General features: G+C 71.6%; 17 protein-coding genes. 9 read left to right on the top strand and 8 right to left on the bottom strand.

Annotated elements, in window-relative coordinates:
* Window positions 1–82 precede the first annotated feature (82 nt).
* Complete coding sequence (locus tag J2Z30_RS11175; RefSeq protein ID WP_078956549.1) at window positions 83–1321, bottom strand: Acg family FMN-binding oxidoreductase; 1239 nt, start codon at window positions 1319–1321, stop codon at window positions 83–85.
* Between the two features lie 252 nt (window positions 1322–1573).
* Between J2Z30_RS11175 and J2Z30_RS11170 the strand changes: the two genes are divergently transcribed.
* Both J2Z30_RS11170 and J2Z30_RS11165 read left to right on the top strand, forming a co-directional pair.
* Window positions 1574–2248: a CBS domain-containing protein gene (locus J2Z30_RS11170; protein ID WP_044568866.1), complete on the top strand. Its 675-nt coding sequence runs from the start codon at window positions 1574–1576 to the stop codon at window positions 2246–2248.
* Window positions 2249–2277: 29 nt separating this feature from the next.
* Window positions 2278–3144: a universal stress protein gene (locus tag J2Z30_RS11165; RefSeq protein ID WP_245387859.1), complete on the top strand. Its 867-nt coding sequence runs from the start codon at window positions 2278–2280 to the stop codon at window positions 3142–3144.
* A gap of 26 nt (window positions 3145–3170) precedes the next feature.
* On the opposite strand, the gene J2Z30_RS11160 is transcribed toward J2Z30_RS11165, so the two are convergent.
* From J2Z30_RS11160 to J2Z30_RS11130, 7 genes are all read right to left on the bottom strand, one after another.
* The gene (locus J2Z30_RS11160; protein WP_044581199.1) at window positions 3171–4304 is read right to left on the bottom strand and encodes an enolase C-terminal domain-like protein; all 1134 of its coding nucleotides are present in this window, start codon (window positions 4302–4304) and stop codon (window positions 3171–3173) included.
* 10 nt (window positions 4305–4314) lie between these two features.
* On the bottom strand, window positions 4315–7380 hold the full coding sequence (locus tag J2Z30_RS11155; RefSeq protein ID WP_044568867.1) for an FAD-binding and (Fe-S)-binding domain-containing protein: 3066 nt from the start codon (window positions 7378–7380) through the stop codon (window positions 4315–4317).
* Window positions 7381–7400: 20 nt separating this feature from the next.
* Window positions 7401–9203, bottom strand: a complete 1803-nt coding sequence (locus J2Z30_RS11150) for a thiamine pyrophosphate-requiring protein (protein WP_044568868.1) — start codon at window positions 9201–9203, stop codon at window positions 7401–7403.
* Between the two features lie 109 nt (window positions 9204–9312).
* On the bottom strand, window positions 9313–10074 hold the full coding sequence (locus J2Z30_RS11145; protein WP_044568870.1) for a class I SAM-dependent methyltransferase: 762 nt from the start codon (window positions 10072–10074) through the stop codon (window positions 9313–9315).
* A 10-nt stretch (window positions 10075–10084) separates the two neighbouring features.
* Window positions 10085–10900, bottom strand: coding sequence for a MerR family transcriptional regulator (locus J2Z30_RS11140; protein WP_044568873.1), 816 nt, complete (start codon window positions 10898–10900; stop codon window positions 10085–10087).
* 37 nt (window positions 10901–10937) lie between these two features.
* Window positions 10938–11747, bottom strand: a complete 810-nt coding sequence (locus J2Z30_RS11135) for an alpha/beta fold hydrolase (RefSeq protein WP_245387857.1) — start codon at window positions 11745–11747, stop codon at window positions 10938–10940.
* Between the two features lie 157 nt (window positions 11748–11904).
* Window positions 11905–14181 (bottom strand): serine/threonine-protein kinase, encoded by a 2277-nt coding sequence (locus J2Z30_RS11130; protein WP_044568875.1) that lies wholly within the window; start codon window positions 14179–14181, stop codon window positions 11905–11907.
* A gap of 179 nt (window positions 14182–14360) precedes the next feature.
* Here J2Z30_RS11130 and J2Z30_RS11125 point away from each other — a divergent pair, with 179 nt between their 5' ends.
* The 7 genes from J2Z30_RS11125 (at window position 14361) to J2Z30_RS11095 (ending at window position 23428) form a co-directional block, all read left to right on the top strand.
* The gene (locus tag J2Z30_RS11125) at window positions 14361–15668 is read left to right on the top strand and encodes an ATP-grasp domain-containing protein (protein ID WP_308279909.1); all 1308 of its coding nucleotides are present in this window, start codon (window positions 14361–14363) and stop codon (window positions 15666–15668) included.
* 173 nt (window positions 15669–15841) lie between these two features.
* Window positions 15842–17881, top strand: a complete 2040-nt coding sequence (locus J2Z30_RS11120; protein WP_044568878.1) for a CocE/NonD family hydrolase — start codon at window positions 15842–15844, stop codon at window positions 17879–17881.
* 78 nt (window positions 17882–17959) lie between these two features.
* Window positions 17960–18613 (top strand): HemK2/MTQ2 family protein methyltransferase, encoded by a 654-nt coding sequence (locus J2Z30_RS11115; RefSeq protein ID WP_044568879.1) that lies wholly within the window; start codon window positions 17960–17962, stop codon window positions 18611–18613.
* Between the two features lie 37 nt (window positions 18614–18650).
* On the top strand, window positions 18651–18824 hold the full coding sequence (locus J2Z30_RS11110) for a CDGSH iron-sulfur domain-containing protein (RefSeq protein WP_078957277.1): 174 nt from the start codon (window positions 18651–18653) through the stop codon (window positions 18822–18824).
* Window positions 18825–18968: 144 nt separating this feature from the next.
* Window positions 18969–20006 (top strand): Ppx/GppA family phosphatase, encoded by a 1038-nt coding sequence (locus J2Z30_RS11105; protein WP_308279908.1) that lies wholly within the window; start codon window positions 18969–18971, stop codon window positions 20004–20006.
* Window positions 20007–20068: 62 nt separating this feature from the next.
* On the top strand, window positions 20069–20986 hold the full coding sequence (locus J2Z30_RS11100) for a DMT family transporter (protein WP_044568881.1): 918 nt from the start codon (window positions 20069–20071) through the stop codon (window positions 20984–20986).
* 96 nt (window positions 20987–21082) lie between these two features.
* Entirely contained in the window at window positions 21083–23428 is a 2346-nt protein-coding gene (locus J2Z30_RS11095; RefSeq protein ID WP_044568884.1) for a glycoside hydrolase family 65 protein, read from the top strand.
* Window positions 23429–23479 lie beyond the last annotated feature (51 nt).

Below are 23479 nucleotides of genomic sequence, written 5' to 3'. Positions count from 1 at the left end.
CACCAGCCGCCCAGCACTGCCGATATGGCCCGTGGACGGGGGTCTCCACAACGGATTTCGCGGCGGGCCGTCGCGGCCGGGGCTATGGCTCGATGTCCAGGACGTCGTGGACCGGCCGCCGCGGGGTCTGCCTGCCCCGGGGGCCGTACCCCAGCCGCAGCACCATCTGCACATGGGCCATGGCCGATGTCGGGTCGCGAAGTGGCCAGCGCAGGTCGTGCCATTCGAGGGCCTGGGTGACGAACGAGGCGGACAGTCCCGCCAGGGTGGCGCGCAGCAGCACCCGCTCCACCGCCTGGCCGGTGCGCAGCCAGTCCACGATCCGGTCGCGGGAGGTGCTCAGCAACACCAGGTGGGGGAAGGTCTCGAAGTCGGCGGCCGGGCGGCCGGGGATGGACTTGCCGCCCGCGAAGTCACGTACCGGGACCTTGCCGATCCGGCGGCGGGGCCCGAAGGCGTACTCCGGCACGCCTTCGGTGGCCGGCCGCGTGTCGTCCGTGGTGCGGGTGAAGCGGGCCAGGTCCGCGGCGACGCCCGGGTCGGTGAGGTTGCGGGCCTCGGCCTCCAGCGCCAGGTCCACGACGTACTGGAGATGCCAGCCGGAGACGAAGGACAGCGAAACGTGCTCCCGGTGCGCGGCGTCGACGAGGGCGCTCCGCACGGACGCGGGGATCTCGGTCTCGGCGAAGGGGTACCGGCTGGTGTGGCGGGTGCGCACGGCCGGGTACAGGGCGGCCGGATCGGCCTCGTCGCCGAGCGGGCGGGTCAGTGTCACGGAGGCCAGCAGCATCGGGTCCACGGGGTCGGGCAGCAGCCGGGTCGCCGCCTCCCAGCCCTCGTGCGCCACCGCGACCCGCAGGTTCATCAAGGCGGCGCCACAGCCGATGTGCAGGGCGCGGAGCTCGGGGTCGGAGTGCGGCAGGGCGCCGCGCAGGTCGGCCCTGAGACGGAAGACGCGGCTGCGCCGGGAGTACTCGAACCGCCAGGGCTGGGCGTTGTGCATCGAGGGCGCGGCCGTGGCGTCTTCCACCAACGACATGACCACCGCTTCGGAGAGCGAACGAGCGCCGCTGTGTGTCGTCGCGGAGCCGCGGCGGCCCGTCTCCTCCCGCTGGGGTTCCGGTTCGTCCCCGGTGGGGTGAATGTGTGCGTCCGGGCCGGGGAACACAAGGGTGATCCGGTCCGAGTCCGACCACCGCACGTCATAGGGAGGTGTCCCGTCGTCATGGTGGAGTCCGACGATCTCACCGTCCCGTTCGGTGGCACCGGTGGTGGGGCTCTCGACAATCAGTTGGTCGCCGACATGGGCACGCATCGACATCCCGCCTCTCCTGCCTGACGTCGTCCACTGTGACACCGCCGGTGAGCGGTGTCCTGGGGGCGGAACGCCCTCGACCGAGGGGCCGGATGGCCCCGTGGTGGGCCGTGTGGCCGGGAGAGGGAGCCATGAGGCTCATTCGGCGGCGCGGGCGGGCCGGCAGGCTCGGAGGAGGAGCCGGGCTCGACGAGGGAGCCGGGCTCCGCGACGGAGACACCGGCCGGCCCGCCGCGAGCGTGCGAGAGGAGTCGGAACATGCACCACAGAACGGTCGGAGACCTCATGACACGCCCGGTGGTCCGGGCGCCCCGTGACATGCCGTTCAAGGAACTCGTGGCGCTGCTCGCGGAGAGCGATGTCACCGCCGTGCCGGTCGTGGACGGTTCGGGACGCCCGATCGGCCTGGTGTCCGAGGGCGATCCGCTGCGCAAGTCGTCCGGCCGGGCGGACCCCTCCGGCCTGCTGCCGGTCCCGCGTCTGGAGGCGTGGGAGCGCGCGAAGGCGGAGGGGGCGAGGGCGGAGGAGCTGATGTCGGCGCCCGTCGTGTGTGCGCGTCCGGAGTGGACGGTCGTCGAGGCGGCCCGGGTGATGTCGGACCGGGGCGTCAAGCGGCTTCCCGTGGTGGACGAGACCGACAAGCTGCTCGGCATCGTCAGCCGTGGCGATCTGCTGCGGGTGTTCCTGCGCCACGACGACGCGATCCGCGACGAGATCGAAAGGGATCTGCTGCTGCGGACCCTGCGGCCGGCGCCCTCTGCCGTGACGGTCGACGTGACCGAGGGCGAGGTCACGCTGGACGGATCGGTCGAGGCCAGGAGCCTGGTGCCGGTCATCGTGCGGCTCTGCCGGGGCGTGGACGGGGTGGTCTCGGTCACCGAGCACATCGCCTACGGCACCGATGACACCGGCGGCTCCGCCCTGGCCGCGTGAAACCCGGAAACCCGGCGGGAGGCACTGCCATGGAACAAGCCGTCATGGAACAAGTGGTCACCGTTGGTCTCGACGGCTCGGCCGAGAGCCTGGCCGCCGCGCACTGGGCCGCCGACGAGGCGGAGCGGCGTGAGCTGGCGCTGCGCCTGACGCACGCCTGGATCCTGCTGTGCCCGCTCACACCCGACAGCCCCGCGGCGGACGACCAGAACTACTGGTCGAAGCGGATCGTGCACGACGCGCACACCGAGCTGGTCCGTGACCATCCGAAGCTGACCATCATCGAGGATCTGGTGGCGGACGAGCCCGGGACGGCCCTGCTCGACGCGGCGGCGCACTCCCGCATGCTGGTGCTCGGATCGCGGGGGCTGGACCGGGTGGCCAGCTTCTTCCTCGGTGACATCGGGCTGCACACCATCGTCCGCGCGGAGCGGCCGGTGGTGCTGATGCGCGCGGGGCGGGAAGCGAATGGACACGGGCGGCGTGTGGTCGTGGGCCTGAGCCTGCACGGCCCGCAGGACAACCTCCTGGAGTTCGCCTACGTCACCGCGTTCACCCGCGACGTTCCCCTGCACGCCGTCCACGGCCGAAGGCCCGACCGGGCCCACACCGCCGCCGGGGGCGATGGCATGGCCCGGGACACCATGGACCGGGCGCGGCGGGAGCTGGACGAGGTGCTGCGGCCGTGGCGGGAGAAGTTCCCCCGGGTGCGGGTCATCGACGAGATCCGGCTGGAGAGCCCGGCCCGCGCCGTCGTCCAGGCCGCGGCCGACAGCGCCCTGCTGGTGGTCGGACGGCGGAAGCACCCACCCGCGCTGGGGCCCCGCCTGGGGTCCGTGGTGCAGGCGGCGGTGCACCACGCGAACTGTCCGGTGGCCGTCGTCCCGCATGAATGAGTGTGCTCGACGTCTTGTGGTGCGGCTCAGGCCACCCGATACGGCCGGGCCCGTTCGCTGTTCAGCGTAAGCCCCAGCCCGGACGCTCCGTCGTGGCCCGGGGTGAGGCCGCCACCGTCGGGCGCGAGGACGCCGTCGAACAGAAGGCGCTCGACGCGCACATGGTCGTGGAACCACTCCAGGTGGCGCAGATTGGGCACGGACGCGGCGGCGTGGGCGTGGGCGTGTGGGGCGCAGTGGCCGGAGATCTGAAGGCCCTGGCCGTGGGCGAGGGCGGCGGCGCGCAGCCAGACGGTGATGCCGCCGCAGCGGGTGACATCGGCCTGGAGGCAGTCCACGGCACCGGCGGCGAGCATATGCGCGAAGTAGGGCAGGGTGTAGCCGTATTCACCGGCTGTGACCTCCATCGGGACCCGGTCGCGGACGGTGGCGAGGGTGGTGAGGTGGTCGGAGGAGACGGGTTCCTCGAACCAGGTCACACCGTGGTCGGCGAGCGTGTCGGCAATGCGTACGGCCTGTTTGGCGGCGTAGCCGCCGTTGGCGTCCACGTAAAGCGCGGTCGTGTCGCCGATGCTCGCACGGGCCTCGGCGACGCGTTTCCGGTCGCGGTCCTCGCACCGCCCCCACGACTCGCCGATTTTGATTTTGACGCGCGGGATGCCCGCTTCCTCGGTCCAGCCGCGCAGTTGCCGGTCCTGCTGCCCGGCGTCGTACGTGGTGAAGCCGCCGCTGCCGTACACGGGCACCTCGTCCCGCGCCCTGCCCAGGAGGTGGACGAGGGGCAGGTCGAGCAGGCGGGCCTTGCAGTCCCACAGGGCGATGTCCACGGCGGCGATGGCCTGTGCGGCCACGCCGGGCAGTCCGGCGTTGCGCACGGCGCGGTGCATGGCCTCGTTCGCACGTGGCACATCGAGGGCCGGGGTGCCGGTGACCACGTCGGCGAGCAGATCGTCGACGACCAGGGCCGTGGCGGCGGGGGCGTAGGTGTAGCCGAGTCCGGTGACCTGGCCGCACCGGACGGTGGCGAGGACGAGGGTGGTGCTGTCCCAGCCGAGGGTGGCGTCGGCCTCGGGGGCGTCGGTGGGCACCGTGTAGACGGCGCTGTTCACCCCGTCCACGACGTGCTCGCCCGCGCCTCCCGCCACGACGCGCCCCGTCACCACCGTGCGGTCACCTTCCCCCGTGGCGCGTGCGTCGCGAGGCGGCGCGGCCGGCCCCCGCCGCGGCTCCCGCCACGGCCGTCGCCGTGAGGGCGGCGGCACCGGCGGCGGTCGCCCAGCGGGCCGTGCGCGAGGGCGGGGCCGCGCGCTGTGCGAGGCGTTCGGGGCGCTCGCTGGGCAGGGTGGTGTCAAGGCCCAGGGCCAGCGCCTCGGCCAGATGGAGGGCCCCGCGGCCGGTGTCGCCCTGCTCGATCTGGGTGCGGCAGCTGAAGCCGTCCGCGAGCAGCAGGCTGCCGGGGGCGGCCGCACGCACGGCGGGCAGCACGCCCTGTTCCGCGATGGCCATCGAGACCTCGTGGTGGCCGCGTTCGAAGCCGAAGTTTCCGGCCAGGCCGCAGCAGCCCTCGTCCAGGACGTCGGTGACGAGATGGGCGCGGCGCATCAGTTCGCGGTCCGCGTCGTCCTTCATGATGGCGTGCTGATGGCAGTGGGTCTGGACGACGGCCTGCCGACTGAGCGCGGGTGGCCGCCAGCCGTCGGGGGCGTGGTGGACGAGGTGTTCGGCGAAGGTGCGGAACTGCCCGGCCAGCCGCCGCACCTCCTGGTCGGCGGGCATCAGTTCGGGTGCGTCGGCCCGGAACACCGCGGTGCAGGAGGGTTCGAGGCCGATGACCGGGGTGCCCGCCTCGAGGTAGGGCCGCAGCACCCGCAGCGTACGCCGCAACACCCGCTTCGCCGTGGCCAGTTGCCCGGTGGAGATCCAGGTCAGACCGCAGCACACGGGCTCGGTCGGTACGGCGACCCGGAAACCGGCGTCCGCCAGCACCCGGACGGCCGAGATGGCGACCGAGGGGTGGAAGTAGGTGCTGAAGGTGTCGGGCCACACCACCACGGTCCGCGGATCGGCCGGGTCCGGCTCCTCGGTGGCGCGGGCGCGCCACCACTGGAGGAAGGACCGCGGTGCGAACACCGGCGCCTGGCGCGCGCCGTCCACACCGGCCAGCCGCTTGCCGAGACCGGCCACACCCGGCGCCCGTGCCACGGTGTTGACCAGCGAGGGCGCTATACGGGAGAGCCGGGCCCACACCGGCAGCCACCCCATGGAGTAGTGCGCCGCGGGGCGCGGGCGGCCCGCGTAGTGGTGGGCGAGGAACTCGGCCTTGAGCGTCGCCATGTCGACACCGGTCGGGCAGTCGGACTTGCAGCCCTTGCACGCAAGGCACAGGTCCAGGGCGTCACGGACCTCGGTCGAGCGCCAGCCGTCGGTGACGGCGGAGTCCGGGTGGCCGTCGAGCATCTCGAACAGCAGCCGGGCCCGGCCGCGGGTGGAGTGCTCCTCCTCGTTGGTGGCCCGGTACGACGGGCACATCACGGCGCCGTGGTGGCCGCGGCAGTTGCCGATGCCGACACAGCGCATGACCGCGCGGGTGAAGGAGTGGTCGTCGTCGGGGTAGCCGAAGTGCGTGTCGGGGGTGGCCGGCCGCCACCCCGGGCCCAGGCGCAGCTGACCGTCGACCGGATTCGGGCCGGTGACCTTGCCGGGGTTCATCCGGTTCTCCGGGTCGAACACCGCCTTCACCTCGCCGAACGCGGTCACCAGGCGCTCACCGAACATCCGGGTGAGCAGTTCGCCCCGCGCCTGCCCGTCCCCGTGCTCGCCGGACAGCGAGCCGCCGTACGAGACCACCAGGTCGGCGGCGCGCTCCAGGAAGCGGCGGAAGTCGGCCACGCCGTCGGCGGTCTTCATCCCGAACGGGATGCGGGTGTGCACACAGCCCTGCCCGAAGTGGCCGTACAGCGACGGATGGTCGTAGCCGAACTCCGCGAACAGATCCTTGAGATCGCGCAGATAGTCCCCCAGGCGCTCGGGCGGGACGGCGGAGTCCTCCCAGCCCTCCCAGGTCTCCCGGTCGTCCGGCGGGCGCGCGGTCACCCCGAGGCCCGCCTCGCGGGCCCTGAGCATCCGCTGCTCGCGCCGGGGGTCGTCGGAGAAGGCCACCGTGGCGTCCTGCTCGTCCCGCCCCACCGAGCGCAGCAGCGCGTGCGCCTGCTCGTCGGCGTCCTCCTGAGTGTCCCCGCCGAACTGCAGCATCAGCCAACTGCCGCCATCAGGGAGGGAGTTGAGGGATTCGAGGTAGGCGTGCTCCTCGCGCATCAGCTGGGCCATCCGCCCGTCGAGGGCCTCCAGTTCGCCGGGGGTGCAGTGCTCCAGGAGCCGGGGCACGTCGTCGGCGGCGGTACAGATGTCGTCGTAGCCGAGCACCAGCAGCGACTGGTACGGGGGCACCGGCACCAGGTCCACTTCGGCGCGCACCACCGTCACCAGCGTGCCCTCGCTGCCCACCAGGGCTCGGGCCACGTCGAAGCCGTTCTCCGGCAGCAGTGAGTCCAGGTTGTAGCCGGAGACCCGGCGCGGAATCTTCGGGTAGCCGCGCCGGATGTCCGCGAGGTACTCGGCGACGACGCGGTCCAGCCCGTCGTAGATCTCGGCCCGGCGGCCGCCCTCCGCCGCGATCCGCGCCCGCTCGGCCTTGGACGTCGGCCCCACCCACATGCGCACGCCGTCGTAGGTGAGGATCTCCAGGCGGCGCACGTTGTCCACGGTCTTGCCGTACGCCTGTGCCGAGGCGCCGCACGAGTTGTTGCCGATCATGCCGCCCAGCGCACAGTGGCTGTGCGTGGACGGCTTCGGCCCGAACTGCAGCTTGTGGTCGGCCAGTTGGCGGTTGAGCTCGTCCAGCACCAGCCCCGGCTCCACCACACAGGTACGCGCCTCGGGATCCACCGAGACCAGGGCGTGGCAGTACTTGCTCCAGTCGATCACCACGGCGGTGTTGGTGCACTGACCGGCCAGGCTGGTGCCGCCACCCCGGGACGACACGGGCGCGCCGAAGCGGGCGCACACCTCCACCGCCCGCGCCCCGGCCTCCACACTGCGCGGGACGACGATGCCGATGGGCACCTGGCGGTAGTTGGAGCCGTCCGTGGCGTACGCGCCCCGGCTGCCCGCGTCAAACCTGACCTCGGCATCCACCTCCGCACGCAGCGCCCCCTCCAGCCCGTTCGCGGTACGCATGCCGCGCTTCCCCCCTTCCGTCAGGCGTGCCCGCGTCCCGGCAGGCGCTCGGCGTACTGGGCGACCTTCTGCCGGATGCCCCGGTGGGCGATTCCGGCCAGCTCGGGATCGTGCAGCGCGGCCTTCACGGTCTTCTTCGCCATGGGGACCATGAGATGGGGCGGGATCGGGGCGATCTCCTGGTCGACCATGAACTCCAGGACGACCGGGCGGTCACTGGCCAGCGCCTCGTCCCAGGCCCTGCCGACCTTCTTCGGGGACTCGCAGCGGATCCCCCGCAGCCCCAGCAGCTCGGCGTACGCCCCGTAGGGGATGTCGGGGATGACCTGGGAGGCGGGGTACTTCGGGTCCCCGGCCATGGCGCGCTGCTCCCAGGTGACCTGGTTGAGGTCCTGGTTGTTGAAGACGCAGAAGACGAGCGGCGGGCCGCCCGCCAGCCGGTCCATATAGCGCTTGACGGTGATCATCTCGTTCATGCCGTTCATCTGGAAGGCACCGTCTCCCACGAAGGCGATCACCGGGCGGGTGGGATGGGCGAAGCGCGCCGCGATCGCGTACGGCACCCCGGGGCCCATGGTGGCCAGCGTCCCGGACAGCGAGGCGTCCATTCCGCCGCGCAGCCTCAGATGGCGCGCCCACCAGTTGGTGGCCGATCCGGAGTCGGCGGTCAGGATCGCCCGGTCCGGCAGCCGCGAGGAGAGCTCGGCGGCCACCGACTGGGGGTTGATGGTGTCCCCGAAGTGCTGCCCGGCCCAGGTGTCGCAGATGGTGAGCCACTCCCGCACGTCCTTCTCGACCTTCTTCCGCCAGGCCCGCTTCTCCTTGCGCCGCAGCAGTGGGAGGAGCGCCTTGAGGGTCTCCTTCGCGTCGCCCACCAGATGGGCGTCCATGGGGTAGCGCATACCGATCATGCGGCCGTCGATGTCGATCTCGACGCCGCGCGCCTGCCCCTCGTCCGGCAGCCACTCGGAGTACGGAAAGCTGGTGCCGATCAGGAAGAGGGTGTCGCACTCCTTGATCATCTTGTCGCTGGCGGTGCTGCCCAGCAGACCGATCGGCCCGGTCACATAGGGCAGGTCGTCGGGGAGGACATCCCGGCCCAGCAGCGCCTTGGCCACCCCGGCGCCCAGCAGCTCCGCCACTCCGACGACCTCGCCCGCGGCATCGGCCGCGCCCTGGCCGACGAGGATGGCGACCCTCTCGCCCTCGTTGAGGACATCGGCGGCGCGGCGGAGCTCATCGGGGTCGGGCAGGACGCGGGGGCGGCTCCAGCCCACGCTGGAGAACACCGATCCGTGCGCCTTGGGCGGGGAGGGCTGGGCGTCCTCCTCCTGGATGTCGTTGGGGATCACGATGGTCGCCACGCCACGAGTGGTCAGCGCGGTCTTGAAGGCACGGTCGATGACATGCCGTGCCTGGCCCGGGTGGGTGACCATCTCGCAGTACTCGGAGACGTCGTCGAACAGCCGGTCCAGATGGATTTCCTGCTGGTAGTGCGAGCCCAGGCTGAGCCGCTTCTGCTGGCCCACGATGGCGACCACCGGCTGGTGGTCCAGCTTGGCGTCGTACAGGCCGTTGAGCAGGTGGACGGCGCCGGGCCCCGAGGTGGCGGCGCAGACTCCGACCTCGCCGGTGAACTTGGCGTGGCCGCAGGCCATGAACGCGGCCATCTCCTCGTGCCGGACCTGGATGAACTCGGGGTCGCCCGTGGCGCGGTCGAACGCCCCGAGCAGACCGTTGATCCCGTCCCCCGGATAGCCGAAGACCCGCGCCACCCCCCACTCCCGCAGCCGAGCCAGTACGAAATCCGATACCTGAGCCACGGCACCTCCTCGGTAGTGCTGCATGAAGCACCTCACAGGAGTAGCCGCCGACCGGGCCGGTAAACGTGGCGCGCACGGGCCGTGGCCGGGCGGGGCACCCGGGCGCTGGTCAGGGACGGGCGGCCACCAGCAGGTCCACCAGATAGGTCTCCTCCACCTTCTCGTCCGGGAAGAGCTCGCGCAGGCGGCCGCGCTCGGCGGTGAGAAACGCCTGGGTGCCTGCCTCGCCGAGGACGAGGAACGCCGAGTGGCTGGTGATGTTGGCCAGGTGGGTGTCGAGGGAGACGACGCGGCTCCAGCGCACATGGCGGCGTGTGACGTCGAGATCGGAGAGGCCCGCGAGCCGGGCGGCGCGGCTGTCGTCCGCACCCACCTGGGGGGTCGACGTCACACCGGAGTGGGCCGCGACGCGCTCGGCCTGGGCGGCGATCCACGGCACGTCGAAGGCGGTGGTGTTCCACCAGACCGCCAGCGCGCCACCCGGGCGCAGCACGCGCAGCGCCTCAGGCACCGACCGGTCGGTGTCGGTCCAGTGCCAGGACTGCGCATACGTGATCAGGTCGCGGGAGGCGTCGGCGAGGGGCAGGGCGTCACCGTCGCCCCGGACGATCGGCACGTCCGGAAGCGTCCGGCGGAACTGGGCCGCCATGCCCGCGCCCGGTTCGACGGCGATCACATCGGCGCCGCGCTCGCGCAGGACGGCGGTGGCGATTCCGGTGCCCGCGCCCACGTCGGCGACGCGGGCGCCCGCGAGGGGACGTCCGGCGAGCTCCTCGACGGCGTCGAAGAGGGCGGGCGGGTAGGAGGGGCGGTTCGCGCCGTACTGGGCGGCGGCCGCGTTGAACGAATGGGCACGCGAGGTGGCGGTCATCCGCCCATCCTCACCCGTCCGGCCCCTTCTGCCGAGCCCCCCTTGGTCCGGCCGCAGCCCGGCCGACGCGCCCGACCTTGGTCCAGCCGGTCCAGCCCCGCCGCCTCAGCAGCTCGATCAGCCGGCGGGCCGACGGCATGGTGTCGAACGCGTGGGTGTCCATCACCCTGACCAGCGGTGGCTCGATCTCGGCATCGTCGATGTAGTCCTCGCCCCGCTCCTCGGCCATCCCCGTGAGGTAGCCGGCCAGCTCGTCGGCCAGCGACTCCAGCCGAGGGTCGTCGTCGGCGCGGTCGAGCGCCTGGCCCAGGGTGCGGTAGAAGCCGATGAACCGCGGGTCGGCGATCTGCTCCCGCTTGCGCGCCATCCACTCCGGGACCCGCTCGGGTGCGTGCGCGGCCAGCGGGATCCAGCCGTCGCGCTCCACCTGGACGATCCGTTCGTCGACCCCGAGCGCCCGCAGCCGGTCGAGAAACTCCACCACCTCCGGGGGCAGCGCCAGGCTGTCCCCGGCGGCGAGGCGGGCGATTCGCGCGCGGTGCCGCTGCCGCTCCCGGATCTCCGCCCGCAGCCGCTGGTCGATCTCCGCGACCGCCGCGGCGAACTCCTCCTCACCGGCCCGGAGCAACTGCCGTACGCGTGCCAGCGGAACCCCGGCCTCGGCGAGGGTCCGGATCCTGATCAGCTCGACGACGGCGTCGGCGCCGTACCGCCGATAGCCGGAGTGGTCCCGCTCCGGCTCGGGCAGCAGCCCCTTGGCGTGGTAGTGCCGCACCGCGCGCACCGTCACTCCGGCGTACGACGCCAGCTCGCCGATGGTCAGCATCGGACCAGTCTCCTGGAAGTCGCTTATGAAGCCACCTCTATGAAGACACCTCGTCGGCCGGGTGGTGCCGGATGATCTCCGCGATCTCCCGGGCGTGGGTGAAGACCAGCCGGTGGCCGGTGTCGAACCAGGTCGCGGAGGTGTCCGGCCGCTCGTGCACAAGCCGGTCGACGCCCGCGCGCCAGAGCCGGTTGTGCCGGGGCGCGCGCCCTTCTGTGCTGTCGCCCGCGATCGCGGCCGACATGATCATGTGGATCGGGCGGTCGACCTTCCGGTACCGGTCGAGGATTCCGGCCCGCACCATATCCATCTCCACCTGCAGACCGAGGATGTCCTGGGGGCTGAGCAGCACCTGCCGCGCGGTGCCCCTGGCCCGCTCGATCTCCCGCCACATGGCCGGGTCCTCCGCCATCGCGCGGAACTCCGGCAGATCGGCGTCGGTGATGAACGGTTCGGGCAGCGGGTTGGCCCCGTCGATGAGGACCAGCCCGGCAACGGCGTCAGGGCGCTCGGAAGCGTAGTGCACGGCCAGGTCCGCGCCCAGCGAGTAGCCCACGAGCACGGGCGGCGAGGGCAGATCGAGGCGCCCCGGCTCCGCCAGCACGGCGAAGAGATCGCTCCGAAACGCGTCGAAGGAGTACCGGTCGGCGGCGGAGGCGAGGCCGTGGCCCCGGAGGTCGAAGGCCACCACGTCGTGGTCGCGCCGCAGGAGTTCGATCAGCTCGCGCAGATCGGCCTGGGTGGAGTTGAGGCCGGGGCACAGGACCAGCGGCCGTCCCCGGCCGCCACGGGACACCGGGATCGTGACGCCGTCGTGGTGGACCGTGAAGTGCTGCGTCGTCGTCATGCCGACCATGCTGCGGGGTTGCCCCTGCGTCAGGGTCAACCGCCACGTGGCTGGGGCTTCGCCCCTGGACCCCGGGGTCTGGGGCGGAGCCCCAGTTTCGGGAAGGGGCGGGGAGGGGAGCAGCCCGCCGCAGGCGTACGCGTACCGTCGGACACCCCTAGCGCGCCCGGTACGGGTTCTTCCACAGGTACACCCTGCGGTGCTCGCTGTCGTTGCCCGCGATCAGCCGACCGTCCTTGCTGAAGACGACCTCCTGCATCACATTGGCTGCCCCCTCCGCGCTGCTCGACAGGATGGCGCGTGGTTTGCGGGTGGCCACGTTCCACAGCAACAGTCCGTATTCGGAGGGGGTGGCGAGCGTCTTGCCGTCCGGGCTGAAGGCCAGGTGGTTGACCTCCGACGCGACGAGGGAGTCGCTGAGGGTGGCTCGCTGATGGCCGGTCTTCGCATCCCACAGCCGCACCTTGCCGTCGTAGCTGCCGGTGGCGATTGTCCTGTCGTCCGGGCTGAACGCCAGGCTCAGGACTCCTTGCGCGGGGGAGATGGTGACCCGTGGATCGCCCTGGCCGTAAGGTTCCGGATCGCGGTGTGCCACGTCCCACAGCCGCACCGAGTGTTCCGGGGTGATGTTGCTGTCGGAGTCGTCGCTCGCGGAGGCCAGCGTCCGGCCGTCCGGGCTGAAGGCCACGCCCGTGACTTTGGCCTCCTGGTCGTAGTAAGCGAGTATCTCGTCCTTCTTGCGGCTGTTGGTGTCCCACAGGAACACCGAACCGGCCTGAGTGCCGGTGGAGAACAGCTTGCCATCCGGGCTGAAGGCCACCCTTTCGCCGCCGTTGACGCCGTCGAGGAGGCGAATCTGCCGGTGCTTGGCCACGTCCCACATGGCCAGCCAGCCGGTCATATTGGTGGCGGCGAGGGTCTTGCCGTCGGGGCTGAACGTCACCTCGCGGGTCTGGAACCCGCTGTCGGGTCCCGTGAAGGTGGTGCGTGGCTTACGGCCGGCGACATCCCACAGCCGCACCTTCCCCTCGGAGTTGCCGGTGGCGAGCGTCTTGCCGTCCGGGCTGAACGCCAGGCCCTCGGCCGTCCTGGCCCGGCCGGTGGGGCCGAGGGAGGCCGTGGGCCCGATCGAGCGATAGGGGAGGCTGGGGCCGCGGTCGGGGGAAGAGCCGGGGAGATAGACGGCGATCAGGACGACGGCGAGGACGAGGATCCCGACCCCGCTGAGCAGGACGGGCAGCCCCGGGGCGGGCGTGGTGAGCGGGTCCGGGACCGGCGGGTTCGGTGAGGTGTCCGCGCCCGGTGGGGTCGCGGGACCGCTGGGGGCGGCGGCCCGCGCCGGGTCGTGCGCGGCCGGAGCGGACGGCGGCGGTACGGGGGCGGCGGGCCCCGACCCTCGCGGCGGCAGTGATGTGCGTGTCTCGTCGTCGGGCGAGCCGGGGGTGTTGGGCGAACCAGGGGCGCCCCGCGCGCCGGGTGTCCCACGCTCGGGCCCCGCCGGTGACACCACGGTACGGGTGTGGGCGTCGGCGATACCCGTCGTGTCGGCCCGGCCGCACCGCTCGATGACCTGGGCCGGGGTCGGCCGCCGCGCCGGGTCCTTCTCCAGGCAGTGGGCGGCGATGGCCCGCAGAGGCTCGGGGCAGCCGTCGAGGTCGGGATCCTGCTCCAGGATGCGGTAGATGACGCTGTGGTCGGAGCCGCCGCCGAAGGCGAGCCGTCCGGTGGCGGCGAAACCGGCGATCACGCCGAGGGCGAACACATCACCGGCCTCGGTGACGTCCTGCCCCCTGATGTATTCGGGCGCCATGTAGGCGGGCGTTCCGGTGCGCATCCCGGTGGCGGTCACCGCGGTGACATCCGCCGCTCGGGCGATACCGAAGTCGATGACCTTCGGTCCCTCGGCGGTGAGGATGATGTTGGAGGGCTTCAGGTCACGGTGGATCACATCGGCGGCGTGGATGGACTGCAGGGCCTCGGCCACCCTGGCGACCAGCCCCAGCGCCGCGTCGGCCGACAGCGGCCCGCTCTCGGCGACCGCGTGCTGGAGGGACGGCCCGGGTACGTACGCCGTGGCCAGCCAGGGCTCTTCGGCCCGCAGATCCGCGTCCACGACCGGCACGGTGTAGAGGCCCTGGACCCGCCGGGCCGCGGCGACTTCCTGCTCGAAGCGCTTGCGGAACGACGCGTCGCCCGCGTATTCGCGGTGGACGACCTTGACCGCCACCGCGCTGCCGGCCGGTGTACGCGCCAGGTAGACGCGGCCCATTCCCCCGGCGCCCAGCACCGCCTCCAGCCGGTACTTACCGGCCGTGGCGGGATCGGCGGCCCCCAAGGGGCGGTGTGGTGGCGGAGCCGTCGGCCACCCGGGTCGCTGTCCCGCCCCAACGGGTGGAACCGCCAATCGACCATGGTCATGGTCCGGTCGGGACATGTTCCCCGTCACCCCGTCTCTCGCCGTTCGAGCGAGCGACAGCGTAAACGAACCCACCACCCCGTAACAGCTCCCCCCACTCGCAGGCGTCCTCGCATCGGATGGCCCGTCAGGGTTGGCGGCCCGCAGACGGGTACTCAGGACGCCGGAAAATGTCGGCGCAGGGAGGGAACACGCCCGTGGACGAGAAGAACATCTTTGTGATCGGCCTGGACGAGGCCAACGTGCCCATCCTGGAAAGCGGGCCCGGTGCCGGCCGGTTCCGGTTCCACCACCTGCTCACGGTCGAGGATCTGCAGAGCGGCGAGGTGTCCGTTGCGGACCTGATCGCGAAGGCGGAAGGTGTTCTGGACGCCTTTGAGGGCAGCATCGACGCGATCGTCGGCTACTGGGACTTCCCGGTGAGCACACTCGTGCCGATTCTCGGCGAGCGCTACGGCACGCGCAGCACCAGCCTGGAGTCGGTGGTCAAGTGCGAGCACAAGTACTGGAGCCGGCTGGAGCAGCGGAAGGCGATCGACGAGCATCCGCCGTTCGGCCGGGTGGATCTGGAGGCGCGGGACCCGCGGCCGCCGGAGGGCGTCCGCTTCCCGATGTGGCTCAAGCCGGCCCTCGCGTACTCCTCGGAACTGGCCTTCTCGGTCAAGGACGAGGAGGAGTTCCGTACCGCGGTGAGCCGGATCCGTGAGGGGATCGGCCGCGTCGGCAAGCCCTTCGACGCCGTCCTCGAACGGCTCGAGCTCCCGCCGGAGATGGATGGTGTCGGCGGTCAGGTGTGCCTCGCGGAGGAGGCGCTGAGCGGGGTGCAGGTCGCCGTGGAGGGCTATGTCCACCAGGGCGAGGTCACCGTCTACGGTGTGCTGGACTCCATCGACTACCCCGACAGCTCGTCCTTTCTGCGCCACCAGTACCCCTCCGCGCTGCCCGAGCCCGTGATCCGGCGGCTGCATGACGTCTCGCGGCGGGTGATGCGGCAGATCGGCATGGACGGGGCGACGTTCAGCATCGAGTACTTCTACGACGCCGCCACGGACGAGATCAACCTCCTGGAGATCAACCCCCGGCACTCCCAGTCGCACGCCGAACTCTTCGCCTATGTCGACGGGGTGCCCAACCACCACCGCATGCTGAGCCTGGCCCTCGGCGAGGATCCCGCCCTGCCGTACCGCGAGGGCCCCTACGCGATGGCCGCCAAGTGGTACTACCGGTGGTTCGCCGACGGTGTGGTCCATGACGCCCCCGTCGACGAGGAGATCGAGCGCGTCGAGCGCGAGATCCCGGGCGTACGGATCGATGTGGTGCCCGAGGAGGGACAGCGGCTGTCGCAGATGGAGCAGCAGGACAGCTACAGCTTCGAACTCGCGCACATCTTCACCGGCGGGGACAGCGAGGAGGACCTGCGCGAGAAGTACGACCGCTGTGTCGCCGCCCTGAACCTCCTCTTCGACGCCACCGCCCCGGGCGCCCGGCGGGAGCAGCACGGCTGAGCCCCGACCGCCCGACCGCCCCGACCGCCCACGGACGCGACCGGCGCCACGGACACCGCCGGTGTGCCGGTCGCGTCCGTGGGCACCCGTGCACCCCTGCCAACAGGACCGCCACCAAGGCCACCACCATGGCCGCCACCATGGCCACCGCCAGGGAAGGAGCATGTCGGCCTATGCGCCTCGTGAGCAATCTGCCGTGCGCCACGAAGGAAGAGGAACACATCACCATCCCCATGTCCGACGGCGTTCGGCTGTCGGCACGCATCTGGCGTCCCACCTCGTCGGACGAGGAGCCGGTGCCCGCGGTGCTGGAGTACATCCCCTACCGCAAACGGGATCTGACCTCCGTGCGCGACTCCGTCCACCACCCCTACATCGCCGGTCACGGCTACGCCTGTGTCCGCGTCGACCTGCGGGGCACCGGGGAGTCGGAGGGGGTGCTGACGGACGAATACCTGGGGCAGGAGCAGACGGACGCCGAGGAGATCCTGGCGTGGCTGGCCGAGCAGCCCTGGTGCGACGGCGCCACCGGCATGATGGGCATCTCCTGGGGCGCCTTCGCCGCCCTTCAGGTGGCCGCCCGGCGGCCACCGAGCCTGCGCGCCATCGTCATCGCCTCCTTCACCGACGACCGGTACGCCGATGACATGCACTACATGGGCGGCGCGCTGCTGTCCGACAACCTCGCCGAGGCGGGCACCATGTTCGCCTACGCCACCTGCCCGCCGGACCCGGCGGTGGTCGGCGAGCGCTGGCGCGGGATGTGGCACGAGCGGCTGGAGAACGCCCGCCCCTGGGTGGTGGAGTGGCTGCGCCACCAGCGCCGCGACGACTACTGGCGGCATGCCTCGGTGTGCGAGGACTACCAGGCCGTGCGGTGCCCCGTGCTGGCCTCCAGCGGCTGGGCGGACGGCTACTCCAACGCCGTGACCCGGCTGCTCGGCAATCTGGACGTACCGCGCAAGGGCCTGATCGGGCCGTGGTCGCACAAGTACCCGCACCTGGGCGAGCCGGGGCCGGCCATCGGCTATCTCCAGGAGGTGGTCCGGTGGTGGGACCACTGGCTGAAGGGCGTGGACAACGGCGTCATGGACGGGCCCATGCTGTGGACGTGGATGCAGGACAGCGTGCCACCGTCCACCGCCTACGAGGAGCGCCCCGGCCGCTGGATCGCCGAACCCCGGTGGCCTTCCCCCAACGTCGAGCCGGTGGTGCACCCGCTCACCGGATATCGCATCGCCGACCCCGGTGACATACCTCCCGGCCAGGAGCCGCGGGGTGAGCCGCTGACCGTCCAATCGCCGCTGTCCGTCGGCCAGTTCGCGGGTAAGTGGGCCTCGTACAACGCGCCTCCGGATCTGCCGTACGACCAGCGGGAGGAGGACGGCGGTTCGCTGGTGTTCCAGACCGATCCGCTCACCGAGCGGGTGGAGATCCTCGGCTCGCCCTCCGTCGAACTGGAGCTGTCGGCCAGTGAACCGGTCGCCATGGTCGCCGCCCGGCTCTCCGATGTGGCTCCGGACGGCCGCGCCACCCGGATCACCTACGGTCTGCTCAACATCGCCCACCGCGGGACCATCGGCGACCCCGAACCGCTGGAGCCCGGCCGGCGCTACCGCGCCCGGGTGCGGCTCAATGGCGTGGCCCAGGCGTTCCCGCCCGGCCACCGCATCCGGTTGTCGCTCTCCACGTCGTACTGGCCGCTCGCCTGGCCCCCGCCCCGGCCGGCGCTGCTGACCGTGTACGAGGCCGACAGCGCCCTCACGCTGCCGCTGCGCCGGGCCTCCGCGGACGAGGACCAGGCCCAGCGCGCGTTCGGGGAGCCAGAGGGCACGCCGCCCGCCGCCACCACCCGGATCACGCCCCACGAGGAGCGCTGGGACGTCAAACGCGATCTGGTCGGCTACCGGTCCGAGCTGGAGATCGTCAAGGACGCGGGCACCCTGCGCTTCGACGACATCGGGCTGGACGTCGGCCGCCGGGCGTACGAGCGTTATACGGCGGTCGCGGACGACTTCACCTCGGTCGGTGGCGAGTCGACCTGGACCATGCGCTTCCACCGCGACGACTGGGATGTGCGGGTGGTGACGAGCACGGTGCTGCGCTCCAGCGAAACGGATTTCTTCGTGGACGCCACCCTGGACGGCTACGAGGGCGACCGGCGGGTCTTCTCGCGCACCTGGAACGAGACGCTGCCCCGGGACGGCCTGTGACTCCGCTCGGACACGGCCTGTGGCTCCTCTCGGACATCGCACGCGCACGTCACCCCCTGCCGGGGGTACTCGCCGCTGATGGTCTTCAAGACGCCTCCAGGTGTGTACGCCCCGCAGGACGACACATGGCTGTTGTCCGAGGCCCTGCTGCGGGAGGACATCACGGCCGGCACGGCGGTGCTGGACGTGGGGACCGGCAGCGGAGCCCTGGCCCTCGCCGCGGCCGGACGCGGCGCGGCCCAGGTGACCGCGGTCGATGTCTCACCGCTCGCCGTGGGCGCCACATGGCTGCGCGCCCGCCTCAAAGGGCTGCCGGTGCGTGTCCTCCAGGGCGACTTGCTGACGCCGGTCGCCGACCGCGGGTTCGATCTCATCGTCGCCAATCCGCCGTATGTGCCGGTGGCGGGGCGGCGGATCCGCCGGGGCCGTGGCGTGGCCTGGCGGGCCGGTGGAGACGGGCGGGCGGTGGTCGACCGGATCTGCCGCGACGCGCCGCCCCTGCTGCGCCCCGGCGGTGTGCTGCTCCTGGTGCACTCGGGGCTGTGCGGCCCGGATCGTACGGTGGAGCGGTTGGCGGCGGCGGGGCTGCGGACGGCCGTGGCCGACCGCCGCACGATCCCCTTCGGGCCGGTGCTGCGCGAGCAGGCCCCCTGGCTGGAGGCCCACGGGCTGATCGCCCCGGGCGAGACGAAGGAAGAGCTGGTGGTGATCCGTGCCGAACGACAATTGTGATCACGCGGTGAGCGTGCGGATCGGGACCGATGGCCCGATGCTGATCGAGGGACCGGTCGAGGTCACCCTGCCCGATGGCGGCGTGGTGCGCTCCGACCGCTTCACGGCGGCCGTGTGCCTGTGCGGCCGCAGCGCGCGCTACCCGTGGTGCGACACCAGCCACCGCCGCAGACCGCCGAGGTCACGGCGCGGAGCGGACTCGGAGCAGTAGCCCCGGAGCGGGCCCGGAGCGGGCTCGGAGCAGACTCGGAGCGGGCCCGTAAGTGCGGACCACCGCCGGATCTCCGGACAGCGCGCGGTCCTCCGACGTCTGGAATACGTCACGTGGGGGCACTCATCACGGATGCGCTGTGGAGTGCTCGACATCGGATCCCGTACCGTCCATCTCAAGATCGCCGACCTTTTTCCCGGTAGCCCCCCGGAGCCGGTGGCCTCGTGGAAACAGCCGGTGCGCCTGGCCGACGCGACCGATCGCCAGGGGGTGATCCCCCGCGAGGCGATCCGGTCCCTGGTCGGCGCCGTCACCGCGAGTGCCGCGGCCGCGTCCGCCCACCACGTCGACCACCTGATCCCCTTCGCCACCTCGGCGGTGCGGGACGCGACCAACCGGGACGCGGTGCTCGACGAGATCGAGGCCGCCACCGGTATCCGCGCGGGTTTCATGAGCGGCGTGGAGGAGGCACGGCTGACGTTCAGGGCGGTGCGCGGCTGGCTCGGCTGGTCGGCGGGGCGGATACTGCTGCTCGACATCGGCGGTGGCTCCCTGGAGATCGCCTGCGGAAGCGGCACGGACCCCGCTCTCGCCATCTCCCTCCCGCTGGGAGCCGACCGGCTCACCCGCCACCATCTGCCCGATGCCACGCCGGTGAAGAAGCGGGACGTCAAGGCGTTGCGCCGGCACGTACGCGCCACCCTGGGCCAGAGCACCGCCGAACTGCGCGCACAGCCCGCGCCCCTCTCCTGCGTCGCCACGTCCAGGACGTTCGCCCAGCTGGCCCGCCTCGCCGGAACCCCACAGCCCGGCAGCGGTCGGCCCACGGTCCACAGTCTCAGCCGTAAGGAGCTGGTGCCCTGGGTGTCACGGCTCGCGGGCAAGACGGACCGGCAGCGAGCGAAGCTGCGCGGAATCTCCGCCTCCAGGGCGCGTCAAAGCCTGGCCGGTGCCATCGTCGCGGAGGCCGCCATGGAGGTCATGGCGGTGAAACGGCTCACCATCTGCCCATGGGCCTTGCGCGAGGGCGTTCTGCTCGACCGTCTCTCCCACCTCGAGAGCAAACATTCGGAGCTCATGACCGCGCCGTTCACGACCACGCCGTTCGTGACCACGCCATTCATGACCACGCCGTTCGTGACCACGCCGCGCGCCATCCACGCGCTCCCCCAGGAGGCGTAACCTGGCCGAAGGGCCGAGGGAGCGCACCGCGACGAAGAAGCGCGTACCCGGGAGTGGTGCCCATGGTGACGATCGCACTGTCGATCATGTTCGCTCTGCTCGCGGCCGCCAGCAATGCGCTCGGAACGGTATTGCAGCGGCGCGCGGCGCTCACCGTTCCCGCGTCACGGTCATTGCGCCTCGGGCTGATCCGCGACCTTGTGCACACTCCCGTCTGGTTCGGCGGAATGCTCGGCGTCGTCTTCGCCGCCCTCTTTCAAGCGCTCGCTCTGGCCACCGGATCACTGGCCGCCGTACAGCCCATTTTCATTCTTGAACTCCCCCTCGCCCTGGTGATCGGAGGAATGGTCTTTCATGTCGGGCTGTCACGGAAGGCATGGCTCTGTGTGGTCTGCATCGTCGCCGGACTGGCGCTGGTCCTCCTCTCGCTGGCTCCCACCGGAGGGCGCGAACAGGTGCCCGGGATCTGGTGGCTGCCCGCGCTCGCGGTCACCGGAGGGATCGGGGCCGCCCTCGTGCTCACCGGTCTGCGGCGCCCCGCCGGTCTGATGCGTGCGGCCTCGCTCGCGGCGGCGGCGGCCATCGGAAACGCCGTCACCGCGGCATTGGTGAAGTCGGCCATGAACATCCTCTCCGCTCAGGGCGCCGTCGCCTTCTTCACCGCATGGCAGACGTACGGCTTCGCGGCCGTCGGCGCCTTTTCGCTGTTCCTGCTCGGCGTGGCCATGCAAGGGGGCCCGCTCATCGGCTCGCAGCCCGCTCTGACGCTGGGCGACGCCTCGGTGAGTTTCTGTCTCGGTGTGACGCTCTACGGAGAGCAGCCCCGCGCCGGATTCTGGCTCGTACCGGCACTGATGGGATTGGGTGTGCTCCTCTACGGAATCCTCGGGCTGTCCCACACTCGCTGCCTCGCCCAGTGCCTCGACCCGAGCCGGGATGAGTCCGACGCCATGGGGCAGCCCGCCACGGCGCGCGGGTGATTTCGCCGGTAGAATCGTCAATACGGCGAAGTTGGGCATCCCGGACACAGCGCGCGGCGTGGCATCGGACCTCTACGAGCTGCTGGAGGATCGCAAGTGATCAGCCATCATGCCTATGCCGTCGAGCCCTGGTGTCTGCGCGAGACCGAGCTCAACCTGGACGTACTGGCCCAGAGCGAATCCGTCTTCTCCGTGTCCAACGGGCATGTCGGCTGGCGCGGCAACCTCGACGAGGGCGAGCCGCACGCCCTGCCCGGCAGCTATCTCAACGGTGTGCACGAGCAGCATCCGCTGCCGTACGCGGAGGGCGGATACGGATTTCCCGAGTCCGGCCAGACGGTCATCAACGTGACCAACGGCAAGCTCATCCGGCTGCTGGTCGACGACGAACCGTTCGACCTGCGCTACGGGCGGTTGCGCTCCCATGAGCGGGTGCTCGATCTGCGTACCGGACTGCTCCACCGCGTCTGCGAGTGGATCTCGCCGGTCGGCAAGGCGGTACGGGTGCGCTCCACCAGGATGATCTCCTTCAGCCAGCGCGCCATCGCCGCGGTCGCCTACGAAGTGGAGCCGCTGGACGACCGGACGAACGTGGTCGTGCAGTCGGAGCTCGTCGCCAATGAGCAACTGCCCACGCTCAGCGGCGATCCCCGGGTCGGCGCCGCCCTGGAGTCATGTCTGCTGCCCGAGGAGAACTTCGCGCTCGACCTGCGGCTGCGCCTGGTGCACCGTACGGCGGCGAGCGGGCAGCGGGTCGCGGCCGCCGCCGACCATGTGGTGCGGGGCCCCGGATCCACCCGTACCTCCAGCGAGAGCACGGACGACGTGGGCCGCGTGACCGTCACCGCGGTGCTCGACCCCGGCGAGCGGCTGCGGGTCGAGAAGTTCGTGGCGTACGGCTGGTCCGGATTCCGCTCGCTGCCGGCCGTCCGGGACCAGGTCGAGGCCGCGCTCAGCGGTGCGCGCAACACCGGCTGGCAGGGCCTGGCCGATCAGCAGCGCGAGTTCCTCGACGGCTTCTGGCACCACTCCGACATCGAGGTCGACGGGGACGCGGAGATCCAGCAGGCCGTGCGCTTCGCCCTCTTCCACGTACTCCAGGCGGGCACCCGGGCCGAACAGCGGGCGATCCCGGCCAAGGGCCTGACCGGCTCCGGCTACGACGGACACGCCTTCTGGGACACCGAGGCGTTCGTGCTGCCGCTGCTCACCTACACCTCGCCGAACTGCGTCGCCGAGGCCCTGCACTGGCGGCAGAACACCCTGCCCGCGGCGCGCGAGCGCGCCCGGCAGCTCGGACTGCGGGGTGCGGCCTTTCCGTGGCGCACGATCGACGGCGCGGAGTGCTCCGGGTACTGGCCGGCCGGCACCGCGGCCTTCCACATCAACGCGGATATCGCGGCGGCCGTCGTGCGCTACGTCCGGGCCTCCGGCGACACCGACTTCGAGCGGCGGACCGGGGTGGAGCTGCTGGTGGAGACGGCCCGGCTGTGGCATTCCCTCGGCCATCACGACTCCGGGGGCCGCTTCCACATCGACGGCGTCACCGGCCCCGACGAGTACAGCGCGCTCGCGAACGACAACGCGTACACCAACCTCATGGCCCGCGCGAATCTGCGGGCCGCCGCCGACGTGGCCGAGCGCCACGCGGCGGAGGCCGCGGCGCTCGGTGTCGACGAGGCGGAGGCCGCCGCATGGCGCGACGCCGCCAGGGCGATGTCCGTGCCGTACGTCGACGCGCTGGGCCTCCATGAGCAGTCGGCGGGCTACACCGGGCTCGACGTATGGGACTTCAAGGGCACGCCACCCGAGCACTATCCGCTGATGCTGCACTTCCCGTACTTCGACCTGTACCGGAAACAGGTGGTCAAACAGGCGGACCTGGTGCTGGCGATGTTCCTGTGCGGCGATGCCTTCGAACCCGACCAGAAGGCGCGGAACTTCGCCTACTACGAGCCGCTGACCGTCCGGGACTCCTCGCTGTCGGCCTGTGTGCAGTGTGTGATGGCCGCCGAAGTGGGCCATCTGCGCCTGGCCTACGACTACTTGGGCGAGGCCGCGCTGATGGACCTGGCCGATCTGGAGAAGAACACCCGCGACGGGCTGCACATCGCCTCCCTGGCAGGCACCTGGGTCGGACTGGTCGCCGGTTTCGGCGGCCTGCGCGACCACGGGGACGTCCTGTACTTCGCGCCCCGGCTTCCCGAGAGCCTCCACCGGCTGGCCTTCTCGCTGCGGGTCCGGCAGAGCTGTCTGCGGGTCGACATCACGGGCTCGCAGGTCACCTATGCGTTGCGGCACGGCGACCCCGTCCGGATCAGCCACGGCGGCGAGGTCATCACCCTCTCCAAGGACGCCCCGCAGACCCGCCCGCTCGACCCGCCCACCGCCCTCCCCGAGCCCGCCCAGCCACCGGGCCGGCGTCCGGCACCACGCCGCTGACGCCCGAGCAGTGAACTGACGGCCCGCAGCGCCGCGTCCGAATCCCGCCAG

Source organism: Streptomyces iranensis (assembly GCF_017874715.1).
In the GTDB taxonomy this organism is placed as follows: domain Bacteria; phylum Actinomycetota; class Actinomycetes; order Streptomycetales; family Streptomycetaceae; genus Streptomyces; species Streptomyces iranensis.
Note: the sequence above shows the minus strand (reverse complement) of the source record. Positions and strands in the feature narration are given on the sequence as shown.

Excerpts from the sequence above, each read along its gene's own strand:
- J2Z30_RS11175 (WP_078956549.1), bottom strand. The coding sequence starts at position 1,321 with ATGTCGATGCGTGCCCATGTCGGCGACCAACTGATTGTCGAGAGCCCC.
- J2Z30_RS11170 (WP_044568866.1), top strand. The coding sequence starts at position 1,574 with ATGCACCACAGAACGGTCGGAGACCTCATGACACGCCCGGTGGTCCGG.
- J2Z30_RS11165 (WP_245387859.1), top strand. The coding sequence starts at position 2,278 with ATGGAACAAGCCGTCATGGAACAAGTGGTCACCGTTGGTCTCGACGGC.
- J2Z30_RS11155 (WP_044568867.1), bottom strand. The coding sequence starts at position 7,380 with ATGCGTACCGCGAACGGGCTGGAGGGGGCGCTGCGTGCGGAGGTGGAT.
- J2Z30_RS11145 (WP_044568870.1), bottom strand. The coding sequence starts at position 10,074 with ATGACCGCCACCTCGCGTGCCCATTCGTTCAACGCGGCCGCCGCCCAG.
- J2Z30_RS11140 (WP_044568873.1), bottom strand. The coding sequence starts at position 10,900 with ATGCTGACCATCGGCGAGCTGGCGTCGTACGCCGGAGTGACGGTGCGC.
- J2Z30_RS11135 (WP_245387857.1), bottom strand. The coding sequence starts at position 11,747 with ATGACGACGACGCAGCACTTCACGGTCCACCACGACGGCGTCACGATC.
- J2Z30_RS11130 (WP_044568875.1), bottom strand. The coding sequence starts at position 14,181 with ATGTCCCGACCGGACCATGACCATGGTCGATTGGCGGTTCCACCCGTT.
- J2Z30_RS11120 (WP_044568878.1), top strand. The coding sequence starts at position 15,842 with ATGCGCCTCGTGAGCAATCTGCCGTGCGCCACGAAGGAAGAGGAACAC.
- J2Z30_RS11115 (WP_044568879.1), top strand. The coding sequence starts at position 17,960 with ATGGTCTTCAAGACGCCTCCAGGTGTGTACGCCCCGCAGGACGACACA.
- J2Z30_RS11110 (WP_078957277.1), top strand. The coding sequence starts at position 18,651 with ATGCTGATCGAGGGACCGGTCGAGGTCACCCTGCCCGATGGCGGCGTG.
- J2Z30_RS11100 (WP_044568881.1), top strand. The coding sequence starts at position 20,069 with ATGGTGACGATCGCACTGTCGATCATGTTCGCTCTGCTCGCGGCCGCC.